At 72.2% G+C, this 16,924-nt stretch carries 11 protein-coding genes; 5 read left to right on the top strand and 6 right to left on the bottom strand.

The features are described 5' to 3' along the window. Positions 1-9 precede the first annotated feature (9 nt). Positions 10-1,020: a ParB/RepB/Spo0J family partition protein gene (locus tag AC5L38_RS36750; protein ID WP_495247420.1), complete on the top strand. Its 1,011-nt coding sequence runs from the start codon at positions 10-12 to the stop codon at positions 1,018-1,020. A 197-nt stretch (positions 1,021-1,217) separates the two neighbouring features. Here AC5L38_RS36750 and AC5L38_RS36745 read toward each other — a convergent pair whose 3' ends face one another. Continuing rightward, positions 1,218-1,700 carry an RICIN domain-containing protein gene (locus AC5L38_RS36745; protein WP_495247419.1) on the bottom strand — a complete coding sequence of 161 codons (483 nt, stop codon included), beginning with the start codon at positions 1,698-1,700 and terminating at the stop codon, positions 1,218-1,220. 916 nt (positions 1,701-2,616) lie between these two features. Here AC5L38_RS36745 and AC5L38_RS36740 point away from each other — a divergent pair. Next, complete coding sequence (locus tag AC5L38_RS36740; RefSeq protein WP_495247418.1) at positions 2,617-3,903, top strand: erythromycin esterase family protein; 1,287 nt, start codon at positions 2,617-2,619, stop codon at positions 3,901-3,903. Between the two features lie 130 nt (positions 3,904-4,033). On the opposite strand, the gene AC5L38_RS36735 is transcribed toward AC5L38_RS36740, so the two are convergent. Next, positions 4,034-5,155, bottom strand: coding sequence for a pectinesterase family protein (locus AC5L38_RS36735; RefSeq protein ID WP_495247417.1), 1,122 nt, complete (start codon positions 5,153-5,155; stop codon positions 4,034-4,036). Between the two features lie 796 nt (positions 5,156-5,951). On the opposite strand from AC5L38_RS36735, the gene fusA reads away from it, so the two are divergent. The 3 genes from fusA to AC5L38_RS36720 all read left to right on the top strand — a co-directional run bounded on the left by fusA (position 5,952) and on the right by AC5L38_RS36720 (position 9,425). Continuing rightward, complete coding sequence (gene fusA / locus AC5L38_RS36730) at positions 5,952-8,057, top strand: elongation factor G (RefSeq protein WP_495247416.1); 2,106 nt, start codon at positions 5,952-5,954, stop codon at positions 8,055-8,057. Between the two features lie 326 nt (positions 8,058-8,383). After that, positions 8,384-8,782, top strand: coding sequence for a DUF4259 domain-containing protein (locus AC5L38_RS36725; RefSeq protein ID WP_495247415.1), 399 nt, complete (start codon positions 8,384-8,386; stop codon positions 8,780-8,782). A 16-nt stretch (positions 8,783-8,798) separates the two neighbouring features. Continuing rightward, positions 8,799-9,425 (top strand): hypothetical protein, encoded by a 627-nt coding sequence (locus tag AC5L38_RS36720; protein ID WP_495247414.1) that lies wholly within the window; start codon positions 8,799-8,801, stop codon positions 9,423-9,425. Between the two features lie 68 nt (positions 9,426-9,493). Here the strand turns inward: AC5L38_RS36720 and AC5L38_RS36715 are convergent, their stop codons facing one another. The 4 genes from AC5L38_RS36715 to AC5L38_RS36700 all read right to left on the bottom strand — a co-directional run bounded on the left by AC5L38_RS36715 (position 9,494) and on the right by AC5L38_RS36700 (position 16,913). Continuing rightward, positions 9,494-12,385, bottom strand: coding sequence for an NHLP bacteriocin export ABC transporter permease/ATPase subunit (locus AC5L38_RS36715; RefSeq protein WP_495247413.1), 2,892 nt, complete (start codon positions 12,383-12,385; stop codon positions 9,494-9,496). A gap of 61 nt (positions 12,386-12,446) precedes the next feature. Further along, positions 12,447-14,693 (bottom strand): NHLP family bacteriocin export ABC transporter peptidase/permease/ATPase subunit, encoded by a 2,247-nt coding sequence (locus tag AC5L38_RS36710; RefSeq protein WP_495247412.1) that lies wholly within the window; start codon positions 14,691-14,693, stop codon positions 12,447-12,449. 15 nt (positions 14,694-14,708) lie between these two features. Further along, on the bottom strand, positions 14,709-15,521 hold the full coding sequence (locus AC5L38_RS36705) for a biotin/lipoyl-containing protein (protein ID WP_495247411.1): 813 nt from the start codon (positions 15,519-15,521) through the stop codon (positions 14,709-14,711). A 6-nt stretch (positions 15,522-15,527) separates the two neighbouring features. Then, the gene (locus AC5L38_RS36700; RefSeq protein WP_495247410.1) at positions 15,528-16,913 is read right to left on the bottom strand and encodes a SagB family peptide dehydrogenase; all 1,386 of its coding nucleotides are present in this window, start codon (positions 16,911-16,913) and stop codon (positions 15,528-15,530) included. Between the last annotated feature and the right edge of the window lie 11 nt (positions 16,914-16,924).

Raw genomic sequence — 16,924 nt, 5'->3', positions numbered from 1 at the left:
AAGGAAGCATTGGACGAGGACTACCGCTCCAGGCTCTCGGAGGTCGAAACGGTCCCCGTCCGCTCGCTGCTCTCGGCGGACACGCCGCGGAGCATGGGGGAGGACCCGCAGCACGTACGTCTGCTGTCCAGCCTGGAGACCGTGCTGCCCCCGGTGATCGTGCACCGGTCCACGATGCGGGTCGTGGACGGGATGCACCGGCTGCGGGCGGCGATGCTGGGCGGGGACGAGAACATACGCGTGCGGTTCTTCGACGGTGACGAACACGATGCCTTCGTGATCGCCGTCAGGGAGAACATCGCGCACGGCCTGCCGCTGTCCGTCGCCGACCGTGTGGCGGCCACCGGCCGGATCGTCCGCTCGCACTCGCACTGGTCCGACAGGATGGTCGGCAAGGTCACGGGACTGTCCGCCCGGACGGTGAGCAACATCCGTCGTTCCGCGTTCACCGGGAGCGCCCAGCCGACATCGCGGCTGGGCCATGACGGCCGTGTCCGCCCGCTGGACAGCTCCGCGGGCCGGATCCGCGCCGCCGAGCTGATGGCCAAGGAGCCGCGTGCCTCGCTCCGGCGGATCGCGAGACAGGCGGGGATCTCACCGGGCACGGTGCGAGACGTCCGCGATCGTCTCGAGCGTGGGGAAGGTCCGCTGCCGAGCTCGTCGCGATCCGCCCATGCGCGACCTGACGCGACGCCGCGGAAGCAGCCTGCCGCTTCGGGCGTCCCCCTTCCGGAGACCGTGCCCGAGTCGCGCTCACCCGGACCGGGATGCGACCGGCGGTGGGCATCACCACTGCATGTTCTGATCAAGGACCCGGCTCTGCGATCGGGGGAGAGCGGCCGGCTCCTCCTGCGCGTGCTCAGCATGAGTGCCGCGCTGACACCGGATCGGGAAAGGCTGATCGACGCGGTTCCCGAGCACTGCGTGGAGCTGGTCTGCCAGGCCGTCAAGGAGAACGCCGCCGCCTGGGCGGAATTCGCCAGAAGGCTTGAGCACAGGGCGACGAGCCCCAAAGGGTGAGCGGGGGAACGACCGCACCGGTGTGCGAGCGCTGAACGCCGGCACGGAAACCTTGATGAGCCGGGAACGGGGACTTTGAGGGCGGGCGCGAAAGGCGCCGGGAGATGAGGACTCCCGGCGCCTTTCGCGGTCACGAAAGCCGGCCGCCGGCCCCGTTCCCGATTGGATCCGGGGCGTGGGTGGTGAGAATCGTCCGCTCAGGCGAACCGCCACTGCTGGTTGGGCTGAGAATTGCACGTCCATAGGACGACGTTGGCGCCGTCGGCCGTGCCGGCGTTGTAAACGTCCAGGCACTTCCCGCTCTGCCGGGACACCAGCGAGAAGTAGTTGTTGCCCTTCTGAACGATCCGCCACTGCTGGTTGGTCTGGGAATTGCACGTCCATTGGACGACGTTGGCGCCGTCGGCCGTGCTGGCGTTGTACACGTCCAGGCATTTGCCGCTGTGCGCGACCCGTAGCGTGTAGTAGCCGCTGTTGGCCGTCACCAGATCCCATCGCTGGTTGGGCTGGGAATTGCACTTCCATTGGACGACGTTGGCGCCGTCGGCCATGCTGACGTTGTACACGTCCAGGCATTTGCCGCTGTTCCGGGACACCACGGCCCTCGGGGCCTCGGCCCGGATTCGCTCCGGCGCATCGGTGACCGCGACGGCCGCGGCCGGTATCACGGTAAACGGCACGGAGACCAAAGTCCCGGCAATGGTCAGTGCCTGGACGGCGTGGACAAGTTTCATCGATTCCCCTTGTTCGTTCCTAAAGACAACGAATCCTTGATAGCACGAATCGTTCGGCGTTCCGATCAAGCACGCTGGAGGTCGGCCATTGTGTCGTGTCCGGCGTCTCATGGCGATCGATTGATTCCGGAGACGGGAGTCGCGTCCGGGAAAAGGGTGCCGGTACGCCCGTCGCGGTGAGTCCGGATCCTTTTCCGGAGATGGCGGCAATGGTGTCGGGTGAACGGGGTTCTCGGCCCGGTTGTCAATCTCCAATGGAGATAACGAGGCGAATCAGCTGTACGGCGGATAATTTTAAGCGAGTGCCTATATCCGGGTTAAATGACCGCATGAGGCGATCTGCGATTGAGGTGGCCGGCTGCGTGCGCGCGCTGCCGCGGGCTCGTCCGTGTGACGGCGACACCCGCACTCGCCCGGCCGCGAGCGGGGGTCGCCTTCGGTGCCGTCAAGATCCGACGCCACGTCGGTGGGTGCGGGGAGTGCGGCCCGTCCAGGGAGAACGGCATGTTCGCTCCGTGGCCCATCGCGCAGAACGTTCTTCTGTTCCTCGGTGGGTTCTGCCGGGTGCCCGTCACCGGGGCGCCCACGGGGGTGGATCCGGGGCCGCTGCGCGCGGCCACCGCTACGGCCGGGAGAGCGGGGAGGGCCCGGCGGTCGCCGGAGGGCCGGAGATCGAAGGGCCGGCCCGGCCGACGCTCGCCCGCCAGGCCGACCGGCCGGACTCCGCCGGGTTTGAAGGTACGCCGACGGTGTTGAAGGTTTTCACCTCACAAATCCAGCGTGAACGAGCAAAAGTTTAAACAGGAAGTTCAACGATACGGTTGAAGGAGTTGCCTGGACAACCGAGGAGACAGGAGTCGCCATGGCCGCCGATTCACCGGTCCGAGACGACGCGTGGGCGTTCGGCGGCGAGAGCGCCACCGATCTCGGCGCCGCGATGACGAGACTTCTGCGGTCGCTTCCCGCCAGCCCCCGCCTGCTCGGTCTGGGGGAGGCGATGCACGGCGAGGAGGCACTGCCGCGGCTGCGGAACGAGGTCCTGCGGCATCTCGTCGAGCACGAGGGCTACCGGTCGATCGCGCTGGAGAGCGACTGCCTCGCGGGCCTGGTCGTCGACGAGTACGTCACGGAGGGCGTGGGAACGTTCGACGACGTCATGCGCCACGGCTTCAGCCACGGATGGGGCGAACTGGAGACGAGCCGCGAGCTCGTGCGATGGATGAGGGAGCACAACCGGGGCCGTCCCGCGCGGGACAGGGTCCGGTTCTTCGGGTTCGACGGCCCGTTCGAGATGACCGGCGCGGACAGCCCGAGGCGAGCGCTCACCGCGCTGCACGGCTACCTCGCGGCCCAGGTGGAGACCGACCTCCTCCCCTACACCACGGGCACCATCGATCACCTGGTCGGCCCCGACGACCGCTGGACCGATCCCGCGGTGACGATGAACCCCTCCCTGTCCGTGGGACTGTCCGCCGACGCCGGGGAACTGCGTCTCATCGCGGACGACCTTCTGGCGTTGCTCACCGCGGAGTCGCCGCGCCTGATCCGCGCGACGTCGCGTGAGGAGTGGTGGCGGGCGCACCTGCACGGGCGCACCGCGACCGGGCTGCTGCGCTACCACGCCGTGATGGCCGACACGTCCGAGGCGCGCGTGGTGCGGCTCATGGGCCTGCGCGACGCGATGATGGCCGACAACCTGCGGGCCTTCGCGGAGCGGGAGCGCGAGGCGCGGCGCGGGCCGACGCTGGTCTACGCCCACAACCGCCACCTCCAGCGAGACGAGAGCCACTGGCTCCTCCCCCCGGGGTGGGGGCCGCTGGAAGGCCGGACGCTGAGGTGGTGGAGCGCCGGCGCGGTCGTCGGCGCGCGGCTGGGCGACGAGTACGCCTTCGTGGCGTCGGCCGTGGGAGCCGCGCCGCGTCACGGGCTCGACGCTCCGAGCCCGGACACCCTTGAGGGGATCCTGTCCACCCTCCCGGGGAACCGCTACGTCGTCGACTCGGAGGGCCTGGCCGGGGCTCTCGGCGCCACGGGGACCGAACCGGCCCCGCGCGCCGGCACGTCGGCGAACCACGGCTACTTCCCGCTGGATCCCGGTCACCTGCGCGAGACCGACGGACTCCTCTTCGTCAAGCACATCGCCCCCTGAGCGGACGAGTGATCTGACCGCGCGGACCGCGCGGACCGTGCCGACCGGGCCGACCGTGCCGACCGGGCCGACCGTGCCGACCGTGCCGACCGGGCCGACCGGGCCGACCGGGCCGACCGGGCCGACCGGCCTATACCGGTGGTCTCCAGTCGCCGAGGTGGGTACGGATGGTCCGCTCGGCCGCCTGCTCCGGGGTCAGCTGCGGCCTGTTCTCCGGAACCGGGATCGCCGCTCCCGGGCCGGAGTCGCGGTACTCGCCGAACCTCGCCTCCTGCCAGGGGTAGCCCGAGCTCATGTTCACGTACGGGGCGGTGGTGTCGATCGCGGGACCGAGCCAGGTCTCGCGCACGGTCAGCATCGGGACGGCGGTCGGGTCGCTGCTCGGCCGCCAGGGGCGGGCGAGACCGTAGGAGCCTTCGGGGGCCTCGCCGGTGACGCGGCACCTGGTGGCCAGGTAGCCGTGGGGGTTCGCGGCGGCGGTGCTCGGCGCGAACACGAAACCGTAGGGCAGGAACGACACGTCGCGGGTCAGGGCGCGCAGCTCGCACCGGTCGAAGACCGCGGTGGCGCGGCCGAAGACGAAGTCGACGTCGCCCTCGACGTGGCAGCGCCGGTAGTACTGCCGGGCGAAGGTGGCCAGGTTGAGGGTGTCGGCGTACAGCGTGTCCTGATGGCCGAGGAAGCGGCACGCCTCGAAGGCGGAACGGTCGCCCATGACCTTCACGGCGACGGCCTGGGTGGCGGTGATCTCCGGGTGGTCGGCGCGCAGCCAGTCGTTGGCGAAGGTCACGTGCGTCGCGGTGAACCCGTCGGCCTGGACGGTGGTGGTTGCGCTGCCGCCGGTCCCGTACGTGCCCCCGCCGGGCTTCGCCGTCCCGGCGGCGTTGTCGAAGACGATGACGACGTCACGGGCGTCACGGGTGGCGCCGAGGATCGTCAGGCCGGTCTTGGCCTGGGGCACCAGCACCGTCTCGCGGTAGGTCCCGGCCGCGACCACCAGCGTCCAGCCCCGCTCCGGGGCGTCCGGGGTCGCGCCGACGGCCGCCTGGACGGTCTGGTGGTCGCCCCTGCCCTGGGAGTCGACGTACAGCGTGCGCTCGTTCCGCCGGTGTCGCGGCGATCCGTACGGCCCGAACGGGGGGCGGGTGGCGGCCGCGGTCACGGTGGCGGGGGCGAGCGCGAGGCCGATGCCCGCGACCGCGGTTCCGGCCAGCATCCGGCGCCGGCCGAACAGTGGACTCTGGGGCGACATGGCCACACTCCCGGATATTCACCTGTGAGAAAAGCTTCCTTCGAAGCAACACATGGAAGTTAGATAAATCAGAAAGTGGTGTCAATAGTCAGGGTTTGTCGCTGATGATGTGATTCAAGGTTGAGGTGGATCGTCGCGTGTGACCCTGACCTCGCGGCCGGGGGAACGGCCCCGGGCGCGATGCTCACCGCGCGGGGTGTGAAACTTTCGAGGTCTCGGAGCGCCTCAGCCGCCGGTGAAGCCGGTCGGTCAGGAGCGCCGCCGGGGGTGCGGGGGTGCGGGGGGCCGAGGGGGTCGGGCGCCGAGGGGGCCGAGGGGGTCGGGGGAGAAAACCGCTTTCCCGTCCCTGACCGGTCTCAGTACACTCGCCACTGATCACGCGTCGCCGCGACACCGCGGCGCGCGTGCCTTGACCAGTGAGGGGAGCAGGCCGTGCGTTCTCGCACCACCGTGGTCATTCCCCCGTCACGCTACGACGTGATCCTGGTGTCTTCGTCGGTTCCCGACGCCGGCCGCGCGGCCGGCGTCGAATGCCCGTGACGAACCCCTGACCCCTGCCTGCCCGGTACCGGATCGGCCGACAAAGCCTTTAAGGCTGATAAAGCCGATAAAGCTGACAAAACCGGTGAAGTCGACGAAGTCGGCGAAGCACGCGGGAAGCACGCGGTGGGACATGCGGTAGGGCACGCCCCCGTGCGGTCGCACCGCGTCAGGGAGATCTCCACGACCCGGCCCCGGGTCGTCTCGTCCGGGAATCGCGCAGTCCTGTCCGGAACATTCCGAAGGGCCATGGGCCATGCGCACCGACACGCACCGTCATATCACCGACTCGCTGACCGGCGTCCGCAACCTGGGCATCCTCGCCCACGTCGACGCGGGCAAGACCACCGTCACCGAACGGATCCTGTACGTCACCGGCGCCACCCACAAACGTGGCGAGGTGCACGACGGGACGACCGTCACCGACTTCGACCCCCAGGAGCGCGACCGTGGGATAACCATCTTCGCCGCCGCGGTGAGCTGTGCCTGGGACGGCCACCGCGTCCATCTGATCGACACCCCGGGCCACGTCGACTTCTCCGACGAGGTGGAGCGCTCGCTGCGGGTGCTCGACGGCGCGATCGCGGTGTTCGACGCCGTCGCGGGCGTCGAACCGCAGAGCGAGTCGGTGTGGCGGCAGGCCGACCGGCACGGGGTGCCGCGGATCGCCTTCGTCAACAAGCTGGACCGCGCCGGCGCCGACCTCGACGCGGCGGTCGCGTCGATCCGCGAGCGGCTGCGGGTGGTCCCGCTGGTCGTCCAGCTGCCCATCGGGCGGGAGGACGGGTTCACCGGCGTGGTGGACCTGGTGCGCATGCGGTCGCTGGTCTGGGCCGCCGGCCGCGACACGTACGAGGAGGGACCGGTGCCGGACGCCCTGCTGGAGGAGGCGCGCCGGCGCAGGCGGCTGCTGGAGGAGGCGGTGGCCGAACTGCACCCGGCCGCGCTGGAGGAGTTCTGCGCGGAGTCGGCGATCTCCGCGGCGACCCTCGCCGCCGCGCTGCGCGACCTGACCCGTACGGGAGAGGGCGTGGTGGTGCTGTGCGGGTCGGCCTACCGGAACCGGGGGATCGAGCCGCTGCTGGACGCGGTCGTCGCCTACCTGCCCTCGCCGCTGGACGTGCCGCCGGTACGCGGCGGCACCGAGGACGGCACGGCGGGGGAGCGGGCCGCCGACCCGGCGGCGCCGTTCGCCGCGCTGGTGTTCAAGGTGAGCTCGACCGCCACCGGGCGGCTGTCCTACCTGCGCGTCTACTCGGGAACGATCCGGAAGGGAGACACGGTGCTGGACGCGGGCGCGCGGCGTACCGAGCGGATCGGCCGGATCCTTCGTGTGCAGGCCGACCGGAACACCGAGGCGGACCTGGCGGTGGCCGGGGACATCGTCGCGGTCGTCGGGCTGAAGGCGGCCCGCACCGGGGCCACCCTGTGCGACCCCTCGGCGCCGCTGGTCCTCGAACCGCCGACGGTGGCCGACCCGGTGGTCTCCGTCGCGGTCGAGGCCGGCCGGAGCGCCGACACCGGCCGGCTGGCGTCGGCGCTGGCGCGGCTGGTCGAGGAGGATCCCTCGCTGGTGGTCCGGACCGACCCCGAGACCGGCCAGACGGTGCTGTCGGGGATGGGCGAGCTGCATCTGGAGGTCGCGGTGGAGAAGGTCCGCCGTACCCACGGGCTGGACGTCGGTGTCGGGCGGCCGCAGGTGGCCTACCGGGAGACGGTCGTGCGCGGGGTGTCGGGACTGCTGTACCGGCACGTCAAGCAGGACGGCGGCGCGGGCCAGTTCGCCCACGTCGTCCTCGACGTGGAGCCGCTGGAGCCGCTGGAGCCGCCGGATGCCGCCCCGGACGCGGCGGGCTTCGTGTTCGGCTCGGCCGTCGTCGGCGGGCGGGTGCCGAAGGAGTACGTACGGGCGGTGGAGGCGGGCTGCCGGGACGCGCTGGCCGAGGGGCCCCTCGGCGGCCATCCGGTGACCGGCCTGCGGGTCACGCTGACCGACGGGGCCACCCACCCCAAGGACTCCTCGGAGATGGCGTTCCGCACGGCCGGCCGGTTCGCGCTGCGTGAGGCGCTGCGGGCCAGCGCGATGGTGCTGCTGGAACCGGTCGTCGAGGTCACGGTCACCGTGCCCGGCGACGCCGCCGGCGGGGTGCTGGGCGATCTGGCGGCCCGGCGCGGACGGGTCTCCGGCTCGACGGCGCGGGCCGGGACGGTGGTGATCACCGCTACCGTGCCGCTGGCCGAGTTGTTCGGCTACGCGACCCGGCTGCGCAGCCGGACCCAGGGCCGTGGCACCTTCACCACCCGGGCCACCGGCTACGCCCCGGTGCCGGGCACGGTCCCCAACGGGACGCCGCCCCGCTAGAACCCGCTGGACTCCGCTGGACCCCGGTGGGAACCGGTGGGAACCGGTGATGGCCCCGCCCCCGGGCGGGGCCATCGTCCGGGACACGCCCGTGTCGCCTTCCCGCCGCGACCGGCCCGGCACCGGCCACACATGCGGGTTCGCGCCCCCGCGAGGTCGGGCGGGCCGGTGGAGCGGCCGGGTATGTCGGTATATCGGGCCTCCGTCGCTCTCCGGCCGGGCTATGCTGCCTCATCCCGCCATGATCGATTGGCCGGGACGGTGAAATGTCGCAGGCGGTCCCTACGATCCGATCGACCGATCAGAGGGACAGGCGGGAGACCGATATGGGCGCGTGGGACATGGGGCCGTTCGACAACGACGGGGCTCTCGACAGTCTGGGCGAACTCGACGGCGACAAGGAGCCGGCGAGACTGCTCGCCCTGGCGCTGCGGGAGATCCTCGACGAGGACGGATACGTGGAGGGGCCGGAGATGAGCGGGGCCGTGGCGGTGGCCTGCCTGGTCGGCGCCCGCGTGATCGGCGCCGAGCCCGACCCCGTCGCCGCCCGGTGGCTGGAGAGCAACCCCTTCGAGCCGTCCGCCGAACTCCGCGACCTCGCCCGGGCCGCCATCGACCGGGCGGCCCGTCCCGACGACAACGAGCTGTACGGGCTGTGGCAGGAGTCCGGCTCCCTGGACGAATGGCTCGCGACCCTCGTCCCCTACCGCCAGGCCCTGGCCTGACCGTCCAAGGAGCGGCATGACCGATCAGAGGGAGACACCCGGGCGGGGAGCCCGGGCCGGAGCCGAACGCGGCGGCCTCGCCTGGGCGGTGACCGAGGCGGCCGCGCCCCAGTACGTCGTGATCGCGCTGCCACCCGTGGCCGGACTGCTCGCCCACGGGTGGGCGGGCGCGCTGTGGGGTCTGCTCGCGGCGGCCCTGTGCGTCGGCGTGCCCGTGGGGGTGATCGCGGTCGGCGTGCGGCGGGGCCGCCTGGACTCGATGCACCTGGTCGACCGGAGATCCCGCACGGTGCCGATGCTCGTGGGCCTGGTCACCGTGGCGGTCGGTCTGGCGCTGCTGGTCCTGCTCGACGCGCCGGCCGTCGTGACGGCGACGGCGGCGGTGATGCTCGGCTGGGTCCTGGTCATGGGATCGATCACCCTGAGGTGGAAGATCTCCTTTCACACGGGGGTGGCCGCCGGGGCGGCGGTCGTGCTGGCGCACGTGCTGCCCGCCGCCGTGACCCTCGCGGCGGGCGCGGCCCTCGTCGGCCTGATCGGGTGGGCCCGGGTGCGCGTCACCCACCACACGCCCGCCCAGGCCGTCGCGGGCGCGGTGGCCGGGGCGGGCGTGGCGTGGGCGGTGCTCGCGCTGGTGCTCTGACCGCCCCCGGCGAGGTGCCGAGGGCGGTCGGAGCACCTGGCCGTACGTCCTCTCGGAGCGCCCGCCGGTCAGGAGAGCTGGCGGGTGGCCAGGCGGGCGAAGAGCCCGTCCCGGTCGGCCAGGAGGTCGCCGTAGGTGCCCTGCTGGACGATCCGTCCCTCGTCCATGACCACGATGCGGTCGGCGGCCACCACCGTGGAGAGACGGTGGGCGATCACCACCCGGGTGGCGTTGAGGCGGCGGGTGCTCTCGGCGACGCGGCTCTGGGAGGGGTTGTCCAGCGCGCTGGTGGCCTCGTCGAAGAACACGATGCGGGGCCGGGCGACCAGCGCACGAGCGATCATGAGGCGCTGCCGCTGGCCGCCGGACAGCGTGCTGGTGCCCTCCGAGAGCACCGTGTGCATGCCCATCGGCATGGCCCTGATGTCGTCGGCGAGCCCGGCCATCTCGGCCGCCGCCCAGGCGTCGTCCACGGTGTGGACGCCGCTGCCGACGATGTTGGCCTGGATGCTCCCCGCCTGCAGCGCGCCGTTCTGGAGCACCACCCCGCACTGGCGGCGTACCGCGGAGACGTCGAGCTCGGCGAGGTCCTGGCCGTCGTAGAGGACGGTGCCCGACAGCGGGGTCTCGAAGCCGAGCAGCAGCCGCAGCACCGTGGACTTGCCGCTGCCCGAGGGGCCGACCAGGGCCACGAACTCGCCGGGCTCGATCGACAGTGCGACGCCGTCGAGGGTGAGCGGCCCGTCCTGGCCGTAGCGGAACGACACCTTGCTGAGCGCGAGCCGTCCCGACAGGTCGCCGGGGTCGGCCTTGGTGCCGTCGGTCTCCGGCCGGGCCTCCAGGATCGGCCGGAGGTTCTCCAGCATCGGCACCACGCCCATCGCGGTGACGGCGGCGGCGGTGAACTGGAGGCTGGAGGCGAGCAGCAGGCTGAGCGCGGTGAAGAACGGCAGGAACGTGGCGACCGGGATCTGGCCCGCCATCGGCCCGGCCACCACCGCGAACACGACCGCCGTGCAGACCAGCGGGAATCCGGCGTTGAACGTGGTCACCGCGTTCTGGATGCGGCGGGCCGAGGCGGTCAGCGAGCGGCCCCTGGTGGCCTCGCGCGTCCACTCGGCGAACGCCCGCTCCTCGGCGGCGGCGGCCCGCAGCTTCGGCATCGCGGTGAGCATCTGGAAGACCCGGGCCGACATGGTCCGCTCGTGCTCGTAGGACTGCCGCTGCCAGCGGAGCTGCATCCGCCCCGCGACGATGGCGAACCCGAGCCCGGACAGCATGAGCGCCGTGGCGACCAGGGCCAGGCGCACGTCGTAGAAGTAGACCAGGACCAGGTTGGCCGATCCGGTGAGCAGGCCCAGCGTGGCCGTGGTCAGCATCCCGGAGAGCATCTCCTGCGCCGAGCTGATGCCCAGCACCGTGGTGCCCAGCTCGCCGGTCGAGTAGCGGGCGAAGAAGCCCGCGGGCAGGGAGAGCAGCCGGGTCCACAGGCCCGACTGCAGGGCCGAGGTGGTACGGCTCTCGACCCGCAGCACCGCGATGTTCTGCACCACCGACAGGGCCGCGATCACGAACCCGGAGCCGATCACCAGCAGGGAGCCCTGGACGATGAGGTCGAGTTCGGCCCGGACGGTGAACACGCCGAGCACCTTGCCCGTCATGATCGGGACGAGCAGCCCGAGCAGGGCGACCAGCACCCCCATGGCGGCGAAGCGCAGCAGGTCACGGTGGTTGCCGCCGTCGAGGAGCCCCAGGCGCAGCAGCGCGCCGACGGTCTTCACCGAGGCGGGCAGCGGCCGGTACAGCACGTGTGCCCGCTTCTCCAGGCCGCGGGCGACGACCGCGTCGACCGGGGTGAGCACGCCGTCGTCCACCATGACGTAGCCGTGCCCCATGGTCAGCAGCGCCACGGGACGGCCCGAGGAGGTGCTGCCCACCATGGGCCCCAGGTCCTGCTTCCACCACGGTCCGTCCAGCCGCACCATCCGGGTCCGTACGCCGGAGGCCAGCGCTATCGCCTGCAGGTCGCCCATCGGGCGGTCCTGGCCGCCGTGCCGTACCGGCGGCCGGACCTCGAAGCCCAGGTGCGCCGCGACCAGCCGGGCCGCGGCCAGGGCGGGCGGGTCGTTGGCCACGTCGGCCAGCTTGACCTGGACCTCGGTGTCGCGCAGCACGGCGTCGAAGCTCCGTACGGCCTGCGTCAGCACGGTGCTCTCGCGGTCGCGCAGGCCGGCCAGCGCGGCGCGTTCCTCCTCGCGCTGCCGTTCGAGGCGTTCGTCGACGGTGGCGAGCAGGCGGACGGCGTGGGCGGCGAGGAACTCGCAGAGCAGGCCCTCGTCGAAGACCGAGTGCAGCGAGCGGGTCCGCAGCCGGGTCCTGGTGCGGGCCACGAGCCAGTCCCGCTCGGTCAGGCAGATGTCGCTGCCCGCGCCCAGCACCAGGTCGTCGCTGTTGCCGACCCCTATCTCGCCCTCCTCGACGCGCACGCAGCGCACGCCGTCGACCGACCGCATGGTGCGGCCCGCGTCCAGCTCGGCGGTCCCGTTGACGGGCAGCGGGACGAACTGGCGGGGCGGCAGGGTGGCGGGCAGCGCCTCGGCCAGCAGCTCGATGCCGCGGTCGAGCCCCTTGACCAGCCAGGCGACGGTCTCGGAGGGCAGGTCGTGCAGCATCGCGACCAGGACGTCGGCCAGCACGGCACCGGGCACCGGGCGGGCCACGATCACGTGGCGCGGGCCCGGCGGCACCCCGCAGGCCAGTATCGTGCCCGCCTCGGCCCGGCCCAGGAAGTTCCAGCGCCCGTCCAGCTCGCCGTCGGCGGTCCGGACCGCGAACAGGTCCACCGTGCCCGACTCGACCAGCAGCATCCGCCCGGGGTTGTCGAGGATCGTGAACCGGTCGGGGCCGAGGTCCATCGGGGTGGCGACCTCGGCGAGCGCGGCGATCGCGGCGGGGTTCACAGCCCTCCTCCGGTGTGGGAGGGCTCGGCCCGGAACCGGACGGTCTGGGCATGGATCCCGTTCACAGTCCTCCTCCGGTGTTGAACAGGCGCGCGTAGATGCCGTCGGCGGCGAGCAGTTCCTCGTGGCCGCCGCGCTCGGCGACCCGGCCGCCGTCCAGGACGATGATCTCGTCGGCGTCGCGGATGGTGGACAGCCGGTGGGCCATCAGCAGGCAGGCGCAGCCGCGGCGGCGCAGGTTGTCCATGATGACGCGTTCCGTCTCCGGGTCCAGGGCGCTGGTGGCCTCGTCGAGGATGAGCAGGGTCGGTTCCGCGGCCAGGGCGCGGGCCAGTTCGAGCCGCTGCCGCTGGCCGCCGCTGAAGTTGCGGCCGTCCTCGCGGACGAACGAGTTGATCCCGCCGGGGCGGGCCAGCACGGCGTCGTAGACGGCGGCGTCGCGCAGCGCGGCGAGCACCACCTCGTCGGGGACGGCCTCGTCCCACAGGGTCAGGTTGTCGCGCACGGTCCCGGCGAACAGCACGATGTCCTGGTCGACGTAGGCCATCGAGCTGGCGAGCACGGTGCGCGGGATCTCGTCCAGCGGGTGGCCGTCGAGCAGGATCCGTCCGGAGCGCGGTTCGTACAGGCCGGTCAGCAGGCGGCCCAGGGTGGACTTCCCGCTGCCGGAGCCGCCCACGATCGCGACCCGGCTGCCCGGTGTCATGCTCAGCGAGAGGTTCTCGATGATGGGGTCGGTGAGCGGGCCGTACCCGAAGGTGACGTCGCGCAGTTCGAGGTGGCCCTCCAGGCGCGAGGAGAGTTCCGTCTCGTCGCCGGTGCGCTCGAAGCAGCGGGCGATCGGGTGCCGTTCCACGTCGTGGATGCGCTTGGCGTCGGCGCTGAGGTCCTGCAGCCGCCCGCCGAGGTTGGTGAGCTGGGTGACCGGCCTGCTGAGCGCGGCCAGCAGGGTCTGGAAGGAGATGAGGATGCCGACGCTGAGCGCGCCCTCCACGACCCGCAGCCCGCCGATCAGCAGCATCAGGCCGGTGTTCACGGTGGCCAGCAGGGGCGGGACGACGACCAGCACCGCGGTGGGCACGCCGAGCCGCTGCTGCGCGGAGACGACCTTGGCCAGGAAGCCCGCCCAGCGGGTGAAGGCGTCGGGCTCCGCGCCGGTGGCCTTGACCGTCTCGATCATGCTGAGCGTGGCGAAGGTGGTGCCGGTGAGGTTGCCGCGGTCGGTACGGAGCGCGGTGACCGCGTCCTTGCGCGCCCGGGCCACCCAGCGCAGCACCAGGATGTTCAGCGCCGCCATGCCGACGCCGATGACGCCGAGCAGCACGTCGTAGCGGACCAGCAGGGCGGCGTAGAACACCACCAGCGCCATGTTGATCACGGTCAGCGCGAGGTCGCGGGAGAGGATCTCGGCCACGGTGTCGTTGGTGGAGATCCGCTTGGCGACCTCGGCCGGGCGCCGCTGCAGGAAGAACTCGATGGGCAGCCGCAGCAGGTGCCGGAAGAAGCGGGCTGAGCCGACCAGCCCGACCCTGATCTCCAGGCGTAACAGGTAGTACTGCTGCACCGAGGTCAGCACGAAGACGGCCGCCGCGGTGAACGCCATCACGATCAGCAGCGGTGGCAGGACGCCGGGGGAGTTGCCGCTCAGCACCCGGTCGATGAACACCCGGTAGTAGGCGGGCCCCGCGATGCCGGGCAGGAGCAGCAGCACGCTGGCCAGCAGCACCAGCGGCAGGGCGCGCCCGGACGGCAGCCGCCACTGCAGCAGCGCCTTGCTGAGCTTGGCGCGCTCGCCGCCCGGCCTGAAGTCGGGCCCCGGCTCGAAGGTCAGCATGATGCCGGTGAAGCCGGAGTCGAACTCCGACCACTCCATCAGCCGGGGGCCCGACGACGGGTCGTTGACCGCGACCATGGTGCGGCCGAACCGGGTCACCAGCCCCTCGACCACGATGAAGTGCTGGAACGCCCAGAAGATGATCACCGGTCCGGTCTGGTCGCGCAGCAGCTCGGCCTCGACCTGGAAGCCCTTGGCGACCATTCCGTAGGAGCGGGCCGCCGCGAGCATCGAGGACGCCTTGGAGCCGTCCCTGGACACCCCGCACCGGCCGCGCAGGTCCTCAAGCGGTACGTGCTTGCCGTAGTGGCCCAGGACCATCGCCAGCGCGGCGGCGCCGCACTCGACCGCCTCCATCTGGATCACGGTCGGTACCCGGTGGCGGTTCCTCCTGCGGGGGCGCGGGGCCTGCGGCTGTTTCTTCTTGGCCGCGGGCTTGGCGGGCTTGGCGGGCTTGACTGTCGTGTTCGTCATCGGTGCCTCCTCCGCTCAGCGCCCGAGCACCAGGTCGAACGGCGTCTGCTCGCCCAGGTGGATGGAAGCGGACACGGTCACCTGGGAGTCGAGCCGCACGGGCGGGCCCTGCGCGGTCGACCAGGTGTATCCCGAGTGCGTGCCCGGTTTGGGGATCAGGTCCACGATGATCATCAGGGGGGCCTGGACGGCGGCGTACCGCCTGGCGGCCAGGTCGCCGCCCACCAGCCCGGCCAGCGCCTCACCGGTCAGGGGATAGCGGCTGACCGAGGTGACCGTGCCGCGCAGCAGCCCGAAGGCCGCGGCGGGCGCGGTGGACACCTCCAGGTCGACCGGGCGGCCGGGGGCGATCCACGCGGCCCGGTCGGCGGGCACGAACACCATGGCGACCAGGCGGTCGTCGGGCAGGTCGGTCCGCTCGACCGTGGCGACCGTGGTGCCGACGGCGACGACCTGGCCGTCGTTGATCGTGGTGCCGACCACCTGGCCGGTGAACGGGCTGGCCACCTCCCGGGTCTTGCCGTCGGCCTCCTGCAGCTCCGCGACGGACTGGCCGACGATCACCCGGTCGCCGGGGCGGACCAGCACGCGGCGGGCCAGGCCCGAGTAGTGGCTCTGGATGCGGGCGGTGCCGCCCGGGTGGGTGAGGACACCGGGGGCGGCGACCGAGATGCGCAGCTCGGAGGCGAACGCCCAGACCAGCCCGCCCGCCATCACGATCATCACGACGAAGACCGCGATCCAGCCCCGGGGGGTGGCCAGCAGGGTGGGGGAGTCCAGCTCGTCGGGTTCGCGCATCCGTTGCAGCGCCTGGTAGCGGAATCTCATCGGGCTCTACCCCTCCGTCCGGGGCCGGGAGCCGAGGACGAGTTCCCCGACGGTGCCCTCAAGGAGCGGGTCGCGTCCCGAGGCGGTGGCGAAGGCCGCGGCGTCCCCGCCGCCCAGGCCGCACACGGCCAGGTTCATCGCGGTGGCCACCAGGTAGAGGGTCTGGTAGAGCACGCCCACGTGCTTGAGCACCAGCGGGTAGGCGACGGTCTCGTACTTCCACATCACCCGGCCGAACCGGGCGGTCACCAGCAGCACGACCTGCGGGTCGGCCTCCATCATGGCGGCCTTCCGCGCCTCCCCGACCAGCGCGCCGGTGGCCTTGCCCGGTTCGGCGACGAGTTCCAGCTCGTGCCGGTCGGTCGCGTAGTGCCACAGCCCGGCCGGCAGTCCCTCGCACGCGGAGACCAGCGGGTAGACCTCCAGCTCGTGGACGGCCCCGCCGCTCGGGTAGGGCCTGCTGGCCAGCCGCTGCCCGTCGCTGCCCGTCATGGTGCCCCGCCTGCGCAGGCTCCGGTAGAGCAGCTCGCCGAGCTGGGCGAGGGTGATCGGCGCCTCCTGGTCGTGGGCGCGGATCGAGGTGCGCCGTTCGAGCACCTCGGTGAACGACGGCTCCCCGGCCGCGATCTCGTCCAGGTCGGGCACCGGCAGCGTGACCGTACGGATGCCCGAGGGCGCCGGTGAGACCGGGTCCGGGGGGAAGCGGTCGCCGAGGGGATAGGTCCCGCCGTACCCGGAGGCCGTGGCGGGGAAGCGGGTACGGGAGTGGAAGGCCAGGTCGCCGGGGTGCCACTGCGCGGGGCCGCGCTCCGTCGTCTCCAGGTCCCCGTCAGAGTCCCCGTCGGAGTCCCCGTCCGGGCCGCCGGGCGCCAGCAGGCCGGCCGTGGCGAGCAGCCGCAGCAGCGGGGCGGGCGTCCCGGTGTTCCAGGTCGCCAGCTCGCCGAGCAGCCCGGCGGCCCCCGGCGTCAGCTCGACGGCCAGATGGTTGCCGGGCGCCCGCAGGGTCAGCGTGCCGTCCACCACCCTCACCTCGGCGAAACGCGACAGCCGCACCGGACCCGCCGGGGCCGCCGCGAGCAGCGTCGAGCCCCGGCCGACCGGATGGAGCCTGGCGGTGACGGCGCCGTCCACCTGGACGGCGTGCTCGACCATCCCGGAGGTGTTCAGCCCGCGGAACAGCAGGTGCCAGCGCAGCAGCCCCGCCTCGCCGTCCGCGGTGGTCACCGCGGCGGCGAGGGCGGCGTCGTCGTGGTCGCCCTCGGCGAGCAGCTTCAGTGCGGTGGCCTGTCCCTGGGACAGGTTCCTCAGGTCGAGGACCGTGGTGGCGAGCTGGACGCGCTCGCCGGTGAACGACGCGCCCCGGCGGAGCCGGGAGACGATGATGGGGTTCATGGGGACCGTCC

Source organism: Streptosporangium nanhuense (assembly GCF_059358815.1).
The sequence above is the reverse complement of the archived record's forward strand: the minus strand, read 5'-3'. Positions and strand labels throughout refer to the sequence as shown.